This is a genomic window from Marinobacter azerbaijanicus, from assembly GCF_030250645.1.
Taxonomy (GTDB): Bacteria; Pseudomonadota; Gammaproteobacteria; order Pseudomonadales; family Oleiphilaceae; genus Marinobacter; species Marinobacter azerbaijanicus.
Map to the genome: position 1 here is coordinate 1 of NZ_JASSVS010000015.1, position 15,484 is coordinate 15,484.

The following is a 15,484-nucleotide window of genomic DNA, read 5'->3' on the forward strand; positions in this document are numbered from 1 at the left end:
AAATGCCCCGGACAATGTCCGAGGCATTTTGCTCGCTCGCCTGGAGAGAGTGTAAATTGAGTTTTTACACAGCCTCCGAAGGGTCCTTTCCTCTAACACAGCCTAAGCTCTCAGGAATCTATTCAGGGGAAGCTTGTTCTCCCCTGAACAAATGCCATTACTCTGAGGGCTGATTGACGTCGTTTGCAATCAGTGTCACTGCGGTCTGTACCAGGGCACGGCCGTTAAACACGGCACCGGTATTCATGTTAACAGCGGTCTTTCCAAGGATGATGCCGTTAAACGTGGTGCCAGCCTGGAGTGTTACATCCTCGGCCACCTGCCAGAAGATATTCTGTGGAAGGGCGCCACCAGCGAGGATGATGGACTTGCCGTCCTGCAGCTTCAGGCCCTCAGCAATCTGGAAGATCCAGACATCCGTGGAACTGCCGTTAAGAGTCACATCTGACGTCACCAGCACGCCAGTTCCCCACTTGTAGAGGCCGGGATCCAGAGTAAGGCCGCCAATTTCACCGGCACCCAGCTCAGTAAAGTCCGGAAGAGTACGACCAGCAGCATCCGTGTAGGCCGTTTCCATATTGCTGACCGCTGTGGTCAGGATCGCTGGGGTGTCGGGAGACATATTGGCAGCGAACAACTTGCCTGTGATCAGGGCTGATGTTGCAAAAGTACCGCTTGCATCCAACGTCTCGTTAAAACCTGTCAGTGCAGTGCTATCCACAGGGCTGACGGCAATGTCGCCGAGAATATCCGTGGTGCCGGTGGTGGAAATGCCGGTTTTCGCCAGAAGCACGTAGTTACCTGCGGTGCCCAAGTCAACGGCGAGCGGGCTAGAGGAAGCTTTTAAACCGGTTTTGAAGCCCAACGTGGTCACCGCCAGCGTGTTACCCGCGAGATCGGTAATGGCGTCGCTCAGAGTCAATCTGTACAAAGTATCGCCAGCAAGATCAGCATCCGGTGAAAACACTACTGTAGTGGGATTGATAAACGACAATTCGCCGGCAACAACTGTACTAGCAGTATCGTCAGTTTTTAAGGCAATACTCTGCGCAGATATAGAGACCGGGTCGACCGCTTCAGTGAAAACTATGTTGAGCTTCACGTTCCGCAGTACACCAGTGTCAGCATCTTTCGGGGTAGTTCCAGCAACATCAAGTGCAGGAGCGGAGGTATCTGCCAGCTCCCCTGTCGTGAACGTCCAGACAACCTCTTCCACCAGCGAATCACCGGCTTCGTCTTCAACATCCGTAGTCAGGGTGGCTGTGTATACGGTCATGCTGGAGAGATTACTGCTCGGTTTAAGCGATGCGGTCGTGGTAGCGGAGTCATAGGACACGACACCCACTACCGAGGTTTCGCCAGCGCCTTGCAGAGTAAAGCTCGTTTCATTGACTGTTTCGCTCTTCACATCCTTGTTGAAGACTGCTACTACCTTGCTGTTGGTCCCGATACCCGTCTGCGCGTCGGCCGGAGCGGAGGACGTAACTGACAGTGCAGCGATGACTACTGGCTCATCGGTAGTGGTTTTCGAATTGTTGCTGCCACTAAAGCAAGCGGATAACGACAGGGCAATTAAAACGAAAAAAGCACTAAATAAATATTTAGTGGCATTTTTTATATTATTCATGTTTATTTCCTACTACTTTATTCCGTCCATATCTATATGGGCGGCAATGGAAGTGAGCAATAATGCTACTCATTCCGGGATGCTTCACGCGCTCGCAACTATTTATTTATTCGCAAGAAACGCTATGAATGCGCTTTTAAATTGGTCTATCTGGGCTGAGTCATAATTCAGCCACGCTCACTTATATTCCCTATCCTACCAATAAGATATATTTATTTTGTGTTTAAATATAACTTCATAGAAATGAAGGACAAGCGGCCCGACAAAATATTTACCGGGGCACAAAATATTCCCGTGTCCCCATCAGATGGTCGAACCAGGGACGGGTGACACACCAGTTGGCGTTTGGATTCGACCCCATGTGATGATCGTAATGCCAGGGCAGGTGTTCCTTCGCCCATTCGGGGTCCAGGTGGGATTTGCGGTGAACGCGGTAATAGTTCCAGGCACAGTAATACAGCGTACCCACGAAAAAGGGCGCTACCGGAAGCAGCGGTGTTACCGCAGCCGCCCCAGCCACCAGGCTGGCGACCTCCTTGCCCTGGGCGTGGCGGCCCCAGGGCGACCTTTCGTAGGCCGGGTCGTGGAAGTCGTTCCTGCGCACGTCACGATGATGCTCGTGCCAATGAAAACGCCAGAAACTGTTGCGATTCCGGCCGAGGCCATGCAACACATATTTGTGGGTGACCCACTCCACCGCGTTGGCGGTAAACAGACCCAATGGAATACCGATCATGACAACCTCCGGTCGGGATATAAATGCAGGTTCAGCCTATCCCGCCAGCCAGCCCAAAGTCCTGTTAACCACCGCCCGGAAAAGTGGCCACAAAAAACAATTGGTGACGCCAACGACCAGCTATAGTAGCGGTATGAATCATCCACAAACCGAACCCTGGTTAACTCTGCCCGCCAGTGTGGCCCGCCCCTATGTCGACGCCTTGCAGAATCTTCTTGCACAGGCCGGATTCCCCGTGCAGCAATGGCTGGCCGACGTCGGAATTGACTCCAATTCCCCAGACAATGACGGGCGGATTTCCCTCTATCACGCCCTATCACTCTGGAACCGGGCGGAGGGGGACGCGCAGACCCCACTGCTCGGTGCTCAGTTGGGGCAGGCGGTACAACCGAGGGATTTCCCGATACTGGGGCAAGCCGTTCTGAGTGCTGAAACTCTAAGAGAGGCAATTCATCAATTGCAGGAATTCGAACCACTGGTGTGGGACATTGGCCTGTGCCACCTCCAGACCGATGGGGACACTGCAAAGCTCGTGCTCAGCCCCCATCACGACACCCTACTTCCCCGGGGCATCATCGAACTGGCGATCAGTGGTTGGCTGCGCATCGGCCGAAAGCTGCTTCCAAAGCACCAGGGCACAACCGTCAGCTTCATCCATCAGGCGCCGATTGATGAAAACCTTTATCGACAGTGTCTGGACGCCGATGTGGCTTTTGGCCAACCGTTCAATGGCCTGACCTTCCCCGAATCCTGGCTGGACGCTCCCTTACCTGCTCGAGACAGGTATCTTCAGGGAATTCTTCAGCAACAGGGGCGACGCCTACTGGGCAATTACCACCGCGACCTTAACCTGCCCAACGAGGTTCGGGCACGGATCTGCAAACGCCTTTTGGAAGGACCGGTGGAACCCTCAGACACCGCGCGGGAACTTGGCTTCAGCACCCGCAGCCTCCGCCGCAAACTTGCCGCGCGCAACACCAGCTGGCGGTCACTCTACGAGGAAGTGCGGCGAGATCTGGCCATGTTGTGGCTCCAACAGCCCAATGCCCCCCTGACCGATATCGGCCTGCTGCTCCAGTTTGCGGACCAGAGCGCCTTCAACCATGCATTCAGACGCTGGACCGGCGAAACGCCTGGCCAGTACCGTCGCCGCCAATGAAACAATATCCTGGGTGCGTCCTTTCTGGCTGCCGGAGAGATATCCGGGCGCGCTTCCAGAGTATTGGTTATGGTTTCAATCAGAAATACATCAGCGCTCGCCTGCAGTTGAACCAGCGTGGCGTACTCGTCCTGCAGATCCTCGAAACAACGCGCCGGCTGGCCTTGATAGCTGCCAGTTAACGGCGGAAGACAGCCAGCAATATCAACCTGAGCGCCGCTAGCCTCGATTGCCTTTTCCAGAACCTGAAAAGCCTGCCGATGAATGGCCGGTTGGCTCTGTTTCGACCTGATCATTTTCCAAACTACGCTCAATGATCCCAACGCACGTTTAAATTTGTAAACGTTCAGCGCAACTGCTGGCTTTCAGCTGCGGCCAGGGGGTCACAATTTTTACGACAAATCATTAAGCAACAACATATTAGCTGGACTTTTCGCCTTCCGAATTCTGTTACGTTCCATCTCAACATGTATCCCTCTGTAAGCGCCAATTTTCTGACGATTCATGGCTGCAAAACCTGGATCCAGAGCGCATATAACCGAAAACTGCCGCTGTATGATTCGCTCAAATTCGTCAATAATTTGGTGCGAAACAATGTCATATTGCGGCAAAAACTTAGCGAAGCATGGACTGCTGACTTTATCTGCGGCGGTTCTGCTCTCGGGCTGCGGTCTGGACATCACTTCCGAAGATAGCAACACAGCAGCACAGAACGAACCAACCGTGGAAATTGCCGGTGCTGCCATGAAAGGCGTTATCCAGCAGGGACTGGTAACCGCCAACCGTCTGATTTCCGACAAAGACGGTTATTACACACCCCAACGGCAGGCGACAAAACCGGTCCTGACCGCTGACGACGGCAGTTACGAATGGCAACTGCGCGGGAAAGCGGATAGCTGGGCCCTGGTAGAACTCCAGGCCGATGGCGGTACCCGCATGATCTGTGACGTGGTGCCCCATTGTGAACAGGGCGATGCCTCACCAATTGCTTTTGGGCAACCCATGGCACTGGACAGCAGCTTCAGCCTGCGCGGAGCCGGCGACCTGCAGATGGAAACCGTCAACCTGACGCCGCTGACCCATCTGGCGGTTGCCCTGGCTGAGCGAAGCAGCAACGGGCTTTCTCCCGAGGCACTTTCCGGCTCCTACGAGACGGTGGAAGGCTGGTTTGGCCTTTCACCCGGCTCACTACGTCTCACCCCTCCAGATCTGACCCGACTGGATCAGACAGATAACGTGTCTGCCGATGCGCTGCAGCTGGCTGTCGCCAACGCCGCCTTTCTGGCACTGGTGAACAACAATGCTCAATGGGCCTCTATTTCTGATGTCCTGAACAACATCGCAACCCAGGCTTCTGAAACCGGCCAGATCAGCCTGATGGGTGATGGCGTGAACGTGGCACTGGCAGACCTGATCAGCACTGCGGCCGTACAGGCTTCGGAGCTTCAGGCAACTGTTGACTCCAGCATTATCAGCCAGAGGCTGGCGGTGGTTGAGCATCGTAACGTCCAACGCTTCAAGACCATTGCAGATGTTTACGAGGAGAGCGACACCGACGTTGCCGGAACCGACGAAACTGCTGGCGATACAATCAGTGACACCAGTGGCGAGACCACAACAGACACAACAGACACCACAGACACCACAGACACCACAGACACCACAGACGGTAACACCGGCAGTACTGAAGAAACCGCTGATAGCGGAACCGACACCAGCGAACCGCCAACCACGGATACCACCCCGGAAGAAACCATCCCGGCCAATGCCGCCCTGCTGAGCTGGACCGCGCCGCTCACCCGTGAAAACGGTGACAGCCTGTCAATGGGTGAGATTGCCGGCTTTGAAGTGGTCTATGGCACCAGCGAAGACACCCTGGACCAGAGCATTGCCATCGGAGACGCCTCAGTGGACGAACTGCTGGTGGATGAACTCACTGAAGGCACCTGGTATTTCGCCATCCGTACACTGGACACTGATGGCAATCGCAGCCGCCTGTCAGAGGTTGTTTACAAGCAGATATGAATGGCTTCGGCAATACCTGGCTTTGTAAACCGCTGACCAAAACCTGCGTGGAGGCTTGTGTATACTTTATCTGTTAGGATTCTGGCAAACCACCACCCAGATAAGGCAGCTTTACTATGACGGATGAAGACACACTCAATGCCCTTAAAACCGCCTTCACCTTCATGCCTCAGCCGGTTGAGGTCAACCGGTTTGAATACGGCGACGATGCTGACAGAATCCTGGCCCAGGTCAATTTTGTGCGGGAAGTTCTGGTGAGCCACGGGATTGATCCGGAGGAAGTAGCCGGAGAAATCAACCCGAACTCTTCACCCAATTCCTGCTACTGAACAACGTAAGCCCGCGATTCAGGAGATCAGATGCCATACCGGTTTGAAGACCTCAAAAAAAACTGCCAGACAGAATGGCGCGCCTACATCGAACACAGTTTTGTGCAGCAACTCGGCGACGCGTCGCTTGCACCAGAGGCTTTCCAGCACTACCTCAAGCAGGACTACCTGTTTCTGATACAGTTCGCGCGTGCGTTTGCGCTGGCTGCATACAAAAGCCCGACCCTGTCCGATCTCAGGCAGGCCAAGGAGGGGCTACAGGCCATCATGGACGTGGAACTGGATCTGCACATCAGCTACTGCAAGGAATGGGGCATTTCCGAGGAGGAGCTTGCCAACCTGCCGGAAGCAAGGGCCACTCTCGCCTACACACGGTATGTACTCGATACGGGTAACAGGGGCGACCTGCTGGACCTGCATGTTGCGCTTTCACCATGCATGGTGGGATATGGTGAGATTGCCAACTGGTTGAACAGCAGGCGGGAAACCGTCCGCGGCAAGAACAACCCTTACGATGCCTGGATCGCCATGTACGAAAGCGATGAGTTCCAGGATGCCATGCGGGCCGAAATACTCTGGCTGGATGAGAGACTGGCTGATGTTTCTCCCTCAAGATTCGACCAGCTTAACCGGATCTTCAGCGACGCTACCCGGCTCGAGATCGATTTCTGGGAGATGGGGCTCAAACAGAGTGACTGATTACTGGATTTTCCGGGTGACAAATAACAACCCGTGCTGCCTCAGTCATCATCGGTGAACGCGGAGCGGTGAAACTCCGCGGCCTCTTCCGCTTCCTTTATGCCCGCTTCCTGTAACTCCGGCACCTCTCCGCCGACAAGCACTTCCAGCACAGCGTGAACGCCCTGTGCGAGGGAACTCAGGTTGTAGCCACCTTCCAGCACCAGCGCAAGCCTTCCTTCGCAATGCCGGTCAGCGATTTCCTGGACGATGTGGGTGATAACCTTGAAACCGTCGTAGCTCAGGTTCAGCGCCATATCATTGCGGTGGGGGTCGAACCCCGCAGAGACCAGAACCAGGTCTGGCTTGAAGTGTTCCGCGGCCGGCACCAATATATCGCGATACACTTTCTCAAAGGCGACATCTCCAGCTGACTCCGGCAGTGGGACATTGATGGTATAGCCCTCCCCGAATCCGGCACCTACTTCTTCCAGGTGCCCGGAGCCGGGGTAAAAGGGTGCGGCACAATGGGTATCGAAGAACAGGACATCCGGGTCCGCCCAGAAGATATCCTGGGTTCCATTACCATGATGCGCATCCCAGTCTATGATCAGGACCCGTTCACAGCCCAGTTTTGCCTGGGCATGGGCTGCCGCCACCGCGACGTTATTCAACAGGCAGAAGCCCCTTGCCCTTACCGGTTCTGCATGATGACCGGGGGGGCGCACCAGAGCAAATACGCTCTGGCACTCCCCTTTGACCACGCTCTCTACAGCTGCAATGGCGTTTCCCGCCGCAGCCAGGGCCGCATTAACGCTGTCGGGTGAAACGGCGGTGGTATCCGAATCAACCCAGGCACTCTTCCCGAACAGCGAAAGAATGTGATCAAGGTAGGATGTGGTATGAACTCGAGCAAGCTGGTTGTAGGTGGCAGGACTTCCCGACTTGAACTGGACACCGGGGACAGGGTGCTGATCCAGGTACTTCTTGATGGCTGTCAGGCGCCCTGGATGCTCTGGATAACTCCATTTGAAGTCCAGGCCCTGCAGAATGTGCCTGACCCGCTTCTCCACCCGACTGGGGACAAAAGGCAGGTCCACCTCGGGATTGTGGCCCAGCATGACTTCATCGTAAAACACGTAAACGGTGCGATCGCCTAGCACTCCAGCCTCCTTTTTGTCCTTAGCGCCTTATAAGGTAACGGTCCCGCCTTCAAGGCCGGCTTGCCAGGGCTTCGCTCACTGAAGTCGTGAACGCCGCAGCACGTATCCCTATCGTTTTGAAGCCCAACCTGGTCCAGGCTGCCTTCGCCTCCTTGTTGGACGCGGAGTATTCCAGGACCAGCTCATAGGCACCGCAGCTCTCTGCAAATGCCACCAGCTTTCGGAGCAGGTCGGGGAAAATCCCCAACCTTCGAAAGTCAGGCTCCACCCAGACATCATCAATGATCCCCGATCTGTATTCCACATGGCTGGTCTGTTCCCAGATTCCCTGGTTGATCGATATATAAATATAGCCCATGCCAACAAGACCCGCTCCGGGCACCTCCGCCACCACAAGCTGCTTATCAGGATTGGTCAGAGATGAACGCAGAACAGCAATAAGACCGTCCCGCTCATCTTCCTCAAGGTCCAGGGGCGGTCCGCCCGAAACGTGCAGAGCCAGTTTGGCGAGGAATTCCACAAGTACGGGCACATCATCCTCGACGGCTTCCCGAATCAGGTACCGGCTGATAGCCTTTTTCCTGCTAGCCACTCTGCGACTCCTGTTGAACGACTGTTACCCAGGCCACCCAAACCCTCCAGGCCGATCCTTCACTCAGTGTAGAATATACAGGAACCGTTACCAGACTGGAGAAACAATGGAATTCACCTTCCTGGGCACATCTGCCGGAACACCAACACGAGCACGCAACGTGAGCGGCCTGGCCCTGTGTCACTCTGGCCCCAGACCCTGGTACCTGGTGGACTGTGGTGAAGGCACCCAGCACCAGCTGATGCGCACCCGCTACTCGGTCATGCAAGTGCGGGCAATATTCATCACCCATATTCACGGCGATCACATTTTCGGCCTTCCGGGACTCCTCACCAGTGCATCCATGCTCGGCCGCACGGAGCCGCTGGATATAGTTGCTCCCATTCAGGTCAAACGTCTTATCAAGACGGTGCTCGACAACAGTGACTCCAGCCTCAGCTATCCACTCAACTTCATCGACTCCGGGGCACCAGGCTTTCACTGGCAGGACAAACACTTCGCGGTGACCAACGTGGCGCTGTCCCATCGCGTTGCCTGCCGCGCCTACGTGTTCACCGAGAGGAACCTCGAGCGACAACTGCTGCCGGATAAGCTCCGGGCGGATGGCATAGAGCCCGGACCCTGCTGGGGCGAGTTACAGCAAGGAAAAGACGTAACGCTGGAAGACGGCCGCGTGCTCAGGAGTGAAAACTACACTCACATTTCCCGCGTTGCCCGCAAGCTTATCGTAGCCGGCGACAACGACACCCCCGCCCTGCTGGCCGATGCCTGCAACGACTGCCATGTGCTGATTCACGAGGCCACTTACACCCAGGACGTGGCTGACCGGGTCGGCCCCTGGCCACAACACAGCTCCGCCGAACAGGTAGCCAGGTTTGCCCAACAGGTCCGCCTGCCTAACCTGGTGCTTACCCATTTCAGCTCCCGCTACCAGTCAGGGCCTGGGGGTGCGCCCCATATCAACCAACTGGCAGCCGAAGCAATGCAGCACTACCGGGGCCAGCTGTTCCTGGCCCGTGATTTCGATACCTATCGGCTTGAGAAGGACCTGTCACTGAGCTGTGTAACCACCCTCACCCACAGCACTTCTTGAATTTAAGGCCACTACCACAGCTGCATGGGTCATTGCGCGAGGGCGCCTTGTCAGTGGTAACCGTCGCCCCTTTATTCTGGAGTACGGTCAGTTCGGCGATGGACTCAACAGCGCCGTCACGGGTATCAACCGTAATGTTCGCATGCAGCTTCGCCCTGGCCACCTGGGCTTCGATTTCCTGCTTGCGCGACTCACTGGTAACCACCAGCGTTAGCGGGAACTTCCGGCTGCCACTCTTCTGGTTGGCATTGGTCTTGAAGCCGCCATAAGCGGTGTGGTGCTGGCGTGCATCCTGGCGACCCTTGAAGAAAAATTTGTCTGACATGCTGATATCCTGATAAATGGAAGAGTGCCCGCGCGCTTGCACAAAGTCTGGTTATGGCTGGGCTGAACCTTTTAGCATGCTTGGGGAGCCGGATATATAGGCACAAGTGGAAATTCAGTGAAAAGGCTTCCCTGCGACTTGCCCGTCTGTGCCGGACCCGTGACGCTCATCGTAACACTTGCGATTTGCAGCGAGCCGAATGCTCTACCAAGCTGAGAGTAAGCAATCAACGAAGCGACTGTGGAGGAATCACCATGGAAGACTTCCTTGAGCAAAGCACCCGCCTGATGCACCAGGCGGCAAAAATCGGCAAGATTAATCCGGATGTTGTGGAGCTACTGTCAGGCCCGGGTCGGGCCACCAGCTTTCGCATTCCATTGAAGATGGACGATGGCAGCAGTCGTGTATTCGACGCCCACCGGGTCTGTCATACAGACGCCCTCGGTCCTACCCGCGATGGCACTCGCATCTCTCCGGATTTCAACCTTAACGAGTGCAAGGCGCTGGCCATGGTTATGTCCATCAAGCATGCCGCAGGCCGCATCCCGGCTGGCGGTGGCAAGGGTGGCATCGCCGCTGATCCGGAAAAGCTCAGCAAACAGGAATTCGAGCGGCTGTGCCGCGCCTATATCCGATATCTGCGCCCCGCAGGTCCTGACTGTGATGTGCCCGGCGCAGACGTAGGTACAGGTATGCAAAGCATGGCCTGGATGCTTGATGAGTATGAACAGATTACCGGCCGCCACTCGCCGGCGGCAGTGAACGACAAGCCGACAATCCTGGGCGGCACTCTGGGCGGTTATGAGGCCACTGGTCTTGGAGTATTCGAAGTCTTTCAGGCAGCAGCTGAGCAGATCGATTTCAGACTTGAGGGCGCGCGTATCGCGATCCAGGGCTTCGGACAGGTGGGCTCAGTTGCTGCCCGGGCGTTTCACAAAGCCGGCTGCAAGGTCATTGCCATCCGCGAAATCGACAGTGGCGTCTATGCCGAAGAAGGTCTGGACATTGATGCACTACTGGAACACCGCGATAAGGAAGGCAGTCTGGACAACTTCCCTGACACCCGGTCGATTACCAACGAAGAGCTGTTTGCCTGTGACTGCGATGTACTTGTGCCGGCAGCCCTGCAGGGAGTGATCACAAGGGAGGTCGCAGAAACGGTGAAGGCGAGAATCCTCGTTGAAGCCGCCAACGCCCCCACTACGCTGGAGGCAGACGAACTGCTACTGGACCGTGGCGTCACCATCGTGCCGGACGTACTGGCGAACGCCGGCAGTGTTCACCTGTGCCAGATGGAACGGACACAGGGCCTTTCCGACGACTACTGGGGTGCGGAAACCATCAGTGAGCAGCGTCGAAAACGGCTGGTTCACAGCTATCAACAGGCTGCCGAGTGCGCCGAACGCCACCAGCTCAAATCGATTCGCCTGGGGGCCTGGATCAATGCACTCAAGCGTATTGAAGAGGCCGTCATTACACGTGGCTGGTGCTGACGCCCCGATACACGACTGGAGGTAGGTTTTGGACAAATCTGAACGCTGGTCCCAGAAGGTGACCGAATCCAGCGATTCCCTGGACCTTGAACAGGGCGTATTTGCCCTTGAGGATCCCAGGGAAATCGCCCGTTCCCTGAAGAAATCCGCCGAAGAAAGCAAACGTCGTAAATCGGACCCTTACCGGTCGGCCATGTCGATGCTGACGTTCTACATCAATCGGGCGGGCAAACAACTCACCACCACACAGAGGGACCGTCTTGAGGCTGCAAAGGATGAGTTACGCGTCCTTTTCGGCAGGCCGCGCAAGAATTAGTGACAACAAAGAGAGGGCCATGCCGGACAAAGCCTTCCAGTGGTCTATCCTTGAGTTAAATTCTTCGCAGTTTCCCAGGCTGCCAATCACTCATCAGGAGTAGGTTGATGACATTACCCACGCCCCTGACCCCGGACCAGGTCTATCATCGGTGCCCACTCGACCAATTGGATTTCAGTACCACCGATTCACTGGAGGACCTGGAACTGCCTTGCGGCCAGGAGCGTGTGCTGCGTGCCCTGGAGTTCGGGGCAAGCATGCAGGCGGACGGGTTTAACCTGTTTGTCCTGGGGCCCGCCGGCGCTGGCAAGCACGAGTTGGTCGAGCGCTTTCTGGCCAGGCACGCTGACCAGCAACCCGTGCCTTCCGACTGGTGCCATGTTCACAACTTTGAATTTCCGGACCGGCCCAGAGCCATCCGTCTGGCTGCGGGGGAGGGGCGGCAACTCAAGAAAGATATGAACGACCTTTCCGGAGAGCTGCGCACAGCAATTCCAGCAGCGTTCGAAAGTGAGGAGTACCAGGCGCGTCTGCAGGAGCTTCAGGAGGAAATGACGAAGCGCCAGCATCAGGGTCTGTATGACATCCAGGAAGAGGCCAATGCCAACAACATCGCCATGATAACGACGCCCGCGGGCTTTACTTTTGCCCCGATGCGCAACGGCGAGGTCATTGATCCGGAGGAGTACAAAAAGTTTTCTGATGAAGAAAAAGAACTCATCGAATCCAAAGTAGAGGAACTTCAGAAGAAACTTCAGCAGAACATTCAACAGATTCCCCGTTTACGTAAAGAGGTCCGGGAGCGCGTCCATGCGCTGAATGAAGAGATGGTCCAGCTCACTCTCGGCGGCCCGATCGGAGAGCTTCGCGAAAAGTGGCAGCACTTGCCCGAGGTTGTCGAGCACCTGGATGCCATACGCGAAGACGTGGTGGAACATGCGGAAGCATTCGAGGACACTGGAAACGGCCCACCCACCGGCCTTCTGGGACGATACAGGATCAACCTGCTGGTCGATAACTCGGAGACAACGGGAGCACCGGTAATTTATGAGGACCTGCCGAACCATCAGCATCTGACGGGCCAGATAGAGCACCGGGCCCGCCAGGGCACGCTGTACACCGATTTTACCCTTATAAAGGGGGGTGCGGTTCACCGTGCCAACGGTGGTTACCTGATCATTGATGCCCGCCGGATACTGAGTCAGCCGATGGCCTGGGAAAGCCTGAAGCGCATCCTGTTCTCCAGCGAGATCCGCATCGAGTCCCTGGAACGACTGTACGGGTTGGCAAGCACCATAAGCCTGCAGCCAGAACCCATTCCGGTAACGGTTAAAGTCGTGTTGCTGGGCGATCGCATTCTGTATTACCTGCTGTCCCACTACGATCCTGATTTTCTCGATCTGTTTAAAGTTGAGGCCGACTTTGAGGATGACCTCAACCGGGACGACGATAGCTACGGGCTTTATGCACGCATGATTGCCACCATGGCGCGGCACCTGAAATGCCGGCCGCTTGGGCGGGATGCGGTGGCAAGGCTTATCGAGCAGGCAAGCCGGCTGGCGGCGGATCAGCGCAAGCTGACGGCCCATGACCGGGTGCTGCGGGATCTCATCAGTGAAGCTGATCATTGGGCAAACAAGGCAGGCATGGCCACCATCGGTGTGGATCAGGTCCAACAGGCAATCGATGAGCGGGAATTCCGCGCCAGTCGCATTCGTGAACGGAGTCGTGAGCAGATTGCCCGCGGCATCGTGATGATCGCGACTGAAGGTGAAACCGTAGGCCAGGTTAACGGGCTCTCAGTGCTCAAGCTCGGCGCTTCCATGTTTGGTCAGCCAACCCGGATCACCGCCACCGCCCGGCCGGGAAAAGCGCAGGTTGTGGATATAGAACGGGAAGCGAAGCTTGGCGGGCCGATTCACAGCAAGGCGGTCATGATTCTCTCCCGCTTTCTGGCCAGTCATTACGCGGGTGAGGGTGAACTTTCCCTGTCGGCAAGCCTGGCTTTCGAGCAGTCTTACGGCGGCGTGGAAGGCGATTCTGCATCCGTCGCGGAAACCTGCGTTCTGCTGTCGGCGATCAGTCGCCTGCCGTTGCGGCAGAGTCTGGCAGTCACCGGCTCCATGAACCAGCATGGCGAGGTCCAGGCAGTTGGCGGTGTTAACGAAAAAATCGAGGGCTTTTTTGATGTCTGTCGTGAAGCCGGAAAGGTACACGGACAGGGCGTCATTTTGCCTGCCAGCAACGTCGAACACCTGATGCTTAACTCAGATGTTCGCAAGGCCATTGCCGATGGCGATTTCAGTATCTATCCGGTGTCACATATCAACCAGGCGATTGAACTTCTGACAGGCATGGAAGCCGGTGAGCCAGACGAAAATGGCGAGTTCCCCGAGGCGTCCTTCAACCGGGCGGTCGCCAATCGCCTGTTCCAGTTTGCCGAAGTCAGCAAAAAACAGGATGACAGCGAAGGAAGCATCGATAGCAATGGAGGCGCTGGTCGTGACTGATACTGGAAGGCCTGCAGGGCAGCCCCCGGCGGGCGGGCGTATTCTGGTACTTATCGACGGGTCACGGACGAGCTACGGGGCTCTCGAGGCCGCCGCTGATATCGCTGGAAAGCGCGATGCGGACATCCTGGGCGTGTTTGTTGAGGAACTGAACCTGCTACGTAGCGCCGGGTACGGATTTTCCCGGGAAGTTGGCTCGGCCTCCGGGATCAGCCGGCCACTCGACCCCGAAATTCTGCAGCGGCGCATGCGGCGGCTGGCGGATCATGCGCGTGCGGCACTCGCCGGGGCAGTGAAACAGCACGGAGGCAGAGCGGCGCTCAGTGTTGCACGTGGCCGTGTGATTGATGAGGTTCTGGCGCTGGCCGGCCCGGATGATCTTCTTGTGCTCGGCCGTGCCGGTTGGTCGTCCCCGGCTGGTGCTCGGCTGGGGTCCACTGCGCGCGGGCTGATTCAGCAGTCGCCAGGACAGGTATTGCTGTGGTGCGAACAGAAGCTGCCATCCCCGAACCGGGTGGTTGTTTTCCTTAACGATCATGATGAGGCGAATCACCGTGCGACACTGGCAGCTGCCGAGATCTCCCGTCACTATCACCAGCCAGTCACGATCATTCTGGGGAACGACGGCGAGCCCGCCGCGGATCAGTTGGACGCTATCCGGCAGGATCTTGATGTGCTCGGAGCAGGAACCCGACTACGGATCATTTCTGATACGGATCCGGTGAGCATAGCCCGGATGCTTCGCGAGGAGCGCGCCTCGCAGCTGGTGATTAGCCGCAGATGTGCGCTCTTTGACGAACCCGGCGCAGAGCACCTGTTGGCGGCGCTGAACCTTCCCGTTACCGTGACCCCCTGAGCCAGGACCTTGCTGTCTGATGCCAGGAAAGACCGGCCCGCGGCCCGGCCCTCACTGAATACGGTCACCCTTATCAAGCAGCTTTGCTACGGCGCAGTCATGGGTGCCGGGGAATTCACTCCTCACCCGCTTCAGGTAATCTCTGGCCCTGGCCCTGGAGCCGTCTTCCTTCTGGGCTTCGGTGAGGGCTGCCAGGTAGAGCGCATGGGCGCGGACACTCTGCGACAGGGTCTGGTCATGGTAGATGTCCATCAGGATATCCTGAGCCTCGGCATAGCCGTCCTCCGTGGGTGCGCTACTCTCCAGGTAATCAATAATTTCGGGGCTGATCTGGTATTGCGCCGGTTGACACTCCGAAGAGGAAAAGAGCGCCCGGTAGCTGGCGTAATCCTCCTTCAGATCCTCCCGGAACTCCTGGCGTTCCTTGTGCAACTTTGCCGCAGCCGCGCCCGACACCGCGTAGACTGAACTGGTAACAGCGCCACCCGCACAGCCCTGGAGAACAAGAGCAGCAAGGGCGAGGGTTGCAAAAACGGGGGCGGGCCAACGGGCTGGATTGCGAGTATTACCTGTCATGGTATG

16 protein-coding genes and 1 pseudogene are annotated in these 15,484 nt (G+C 56.7%); 9 read left to right on the forward strand and 8 right to left on the reverse strand.

Features of this window, described 5'->3' with window-relative positions; all coding sequences use genetic code 11:
• Nucleotides 1-157 precede the first annotated feature (157 nt).
• Nucleotides 158-1,627, reverse strand: a complete 1,470-nt coding sequence (locus QPM17_RS20635) for an ice-binding family protein (protein WP_285393457.1) — start codon at nucleotides 1,625-1,627, stop codon at nucleotides 158-160.
• A 271-nt stretch (nucleotides 1,628-1,898) separates the two neighbouring features.
• Entirely contained in the window at nucleotides 1,899-2,363 is a 465-nt protein-coding gene (locus QPM17_RS20640) for a sterol desaturase family protein (protein WP_285393458.1), read from the reverse strand.
• Between QPM17_RS20640 and QPM17_RS20645 the strand changes: the two genes are divergently transcribed.
• The gene (locus QPM17_RS20645) at nucleotides 2,362-3,522 is read left to right on the forward strand and encodes an AraC family transcriptional regulator (RefSeq protein ID WP_285393460.1); all 1,161 of its coding nucleotides are present in this window, start codon (nucleotides 2,362-2,364) and stop codon (nucleotides 3,520-3,522) included. The genes QPM17_RS20640 and QPM17_RS20645 overlap by 2 nt on opposite strands.
• A gap of 59 nt (nucleotides 3,523-3,581) precedes the next feature.
• Here QPM17_RS20645 and QPM17_RS20650 read toward each other — a convergent pair.
• Both QPM17_RS20650 and QPM17_RS20655 read right to left on the reverse strand, forming a co-directional pair.
• A pseudogene (locus tag QPM17_RS20650) lies at nucleotides 3,582-3,818 on the reverse strand (homocysteine S-methyltransferase family protein); the annotation flags it as partial.
• 96 nt (nucleotides 3,819-3,914) lie between these two features.
• Nucleotides 3,915-4,268, reverse strand: coding sequence for a hypothetical protein (locus QPM17_RS20655; RefSeq protein ID WP_285393462.1), 354 nt, complete (start codon nucleotides 4,266-4,268; stop codon nucleotides 3,915-3,917).
• On the opposite strand from QPM17_RS20655, the gene QPM17_RS20660 reads away from it, so the two are divergent.
• The 3 genes from QPM17_RS20660 (at nucleotide 4,267) to tenA (ending at nucleotide 6,575) form a co-directional block, all read left to right on the forward strand.
• Nucleotides 4,267-5,547 carry a hypothetical protein gene (locus QPM17_RS20660; RefSeq protein WP_285393464.1) on the forward strand — a complete coding sequence of 427 codons (1,281 nt, stop codon included), beginning with the start codon at nucleotides 4,267-4,269 and terminating at the stop codon, nucleotides 5,545-5,547. The genes QPM17_RS20655 and QPM17_RS20660 overlap by 2 nt on opposite strands.
• Nucleotides 5,548-5,663: 116 nt before the next feature.
• Nucleotides 5,664-5,876, forward strand: coding sequence for a penicillin-binding protein (locus tag QPM17_RS20665; RefSeq protein WP_285393466.1), 213 nt, complete (start codon nucleotides 5,664-5,666; stop codon nucleotides 5,874-5,876).
• A gap of 30 nt (nucleotides 5,877-5,906) precedes the next feature.
• On the forward strand, nucleotides 5,907-6,575 hold the full coding sequence (tenA, locus tag QPM17_RS20670; RefSeq protein ID WP_285393468.1) for a thiaminase II: 669 nt from the start codon (nucleotides 5,907-5,909) through the stop codon (nucleotides 6,573-6,575).
• A 41-nt stretch (nucleotides 6,576-6,616) separates the two neighbouring features.
• Here the strand turns inward: tenA and QPM17_RS20675 are convergent, their stop codons facing one another.
• Together QPM17_RS20675 and QPM17_RS20680 are read right to left on the reverse strand one after the other, a co-directional pair.
• Nucleotides 6,617-7,717, reverse strand: a complete 1,101-nt coding sequence (locus QPM17_RS20675) for a histone deacetylase family protein (protein WP_285393469.1) — start codon at nucleotides 7,715-7,717, stop codon at nucleotides 6,617-6,619.
• Between the two features lie 49 nt (nucleotides 7,718-7,766).
• Nucleotides 7,767-8,309 carry a GNAT family N-acetyltransferase gene (locus QPM17_RS20680; protein WP_285393471.1) on the reverse strand — a complete coding sequence of 181 codons (543 nt, stop codon included), beginning with the start codon at nucleotides 8,307-8,309 and terminating at the stop codon, nucleotides 7,767-7,769.
• A gap of 106 nt (nucleotides 8,310-8,415) precedes the next feature.
• Here QPM17_RS20680 and QPM17_RS20685 point away from each other — a divergent pair, with 106 nt between their 5' ends.
• Nucleotides 8,416-9,402, forward strand: coding sequence for a ribonuclease Z (locus tag QPM17_RS20685; protein ID WP_285393473.1), 987 nt, complete (start codon nucleotides 8,416-8,418; stop codon nucleotides 9,400-9,402).
• Here the strand turns inward: QPM17_RS20685 and QPM17_RS20690 are convergent.
• Entirely contained in the window at nucleotides 9,383-9,727 is a 345-nt protein-coding gene (locus tag QPM17_RS20690; RefSeq protein ID WP_285393475.1) for a PBPRA1643 family SWIM/SEC-C metal-binding motif protein, read from the reverse strand. The genes QPM17_RS20685 and QPM17_RS20690 overlap by 20 nt on opposite strands.
• 254 nt (nucleotides 9,728-9,981) lie before the next feature.
• Between QPM17_RS20690 and QPM17_RS20695 the strand changes: the two genes are divergently transcribed.
• The 4 genes from QPM17_RS20695 to QPM17_RS20710 all read left to right on the forward strand — a co-directional run bounded on the left by QPM17_RS20695 (nucleotide 9,982) and on the right by QPM17_RS20710 (nucleotide 14,902).
• Entirely contained in the window at nucleotides 9,982-11,220 is a 1,239-nt protein-coding gene (locus tag QPM17_RS20695; RefSeq protein ID WP_285393476.1) for a Glu/Leu/Phe/Val family dehydrogenase, read from the forward strand.
• A 28-nt stretch (nucleotides 11,221-11,248) separates the two neighbouring features.
• Nucleotides 11,249-11,536, forward strand: coding sequence for a DUF3175 domain-containing protein (locus tag QPM17_RS20700; protein ID WP_285393478.1), 288 nt, complete (start codon nucleotides 11,249-11,251; stop codon nucleotides 11,534-11,536).
• Between the two features lie 107 nt (nucleotides 11,537-11,643).
• Nucleotides 11,644-14,046: an AAA family ATPase gene (locus QPM17_RS20705; protein ID WP_285393480.1), complete on the forward strand. Its 2,403-nt coding sequence runs from the start codon at nucleotides 11,644-11,646 to the stop codon at nucleotides 14,044-14,046.
• Nucleotides 14,039-14,902, forward strand: coding sequence for a universal stress protein (locus tag QPM17_RS20710; RefSeq protein ID WP_285393481.1), 864 nt, complete (start codon nucleotides 14,039-14,041; stop codon nucleotides 14,900-14,902). The genes QPM17_RS20705 and QPM17_RS20710 overlap by 8 nt, the downstream gene beginning before the upstream one ends.
• Nucleotides 14,903-14,953: 51 nt before the next feature.
• On the opposite strand, the gene QPM17_RS20715 is transcribed toward QPM17_RS20710, so the two are convergent.
• Nucleotides 14,954-15,478 carry a BAR domain-containing protein gene (locus QPM17_RS20715; RefSeq protein WP_285393482.1) on the reverse strand — a complete coding sequence of 175 codons (525 nt, stop codon included), beginning with the start codon at nucleotides 15,476-15,478 and terminating at the stop codon, nucleotides 14,954-14,956.
• Nucleotides 15,479-15,484 lie beyond the last annotated feature (6 nt).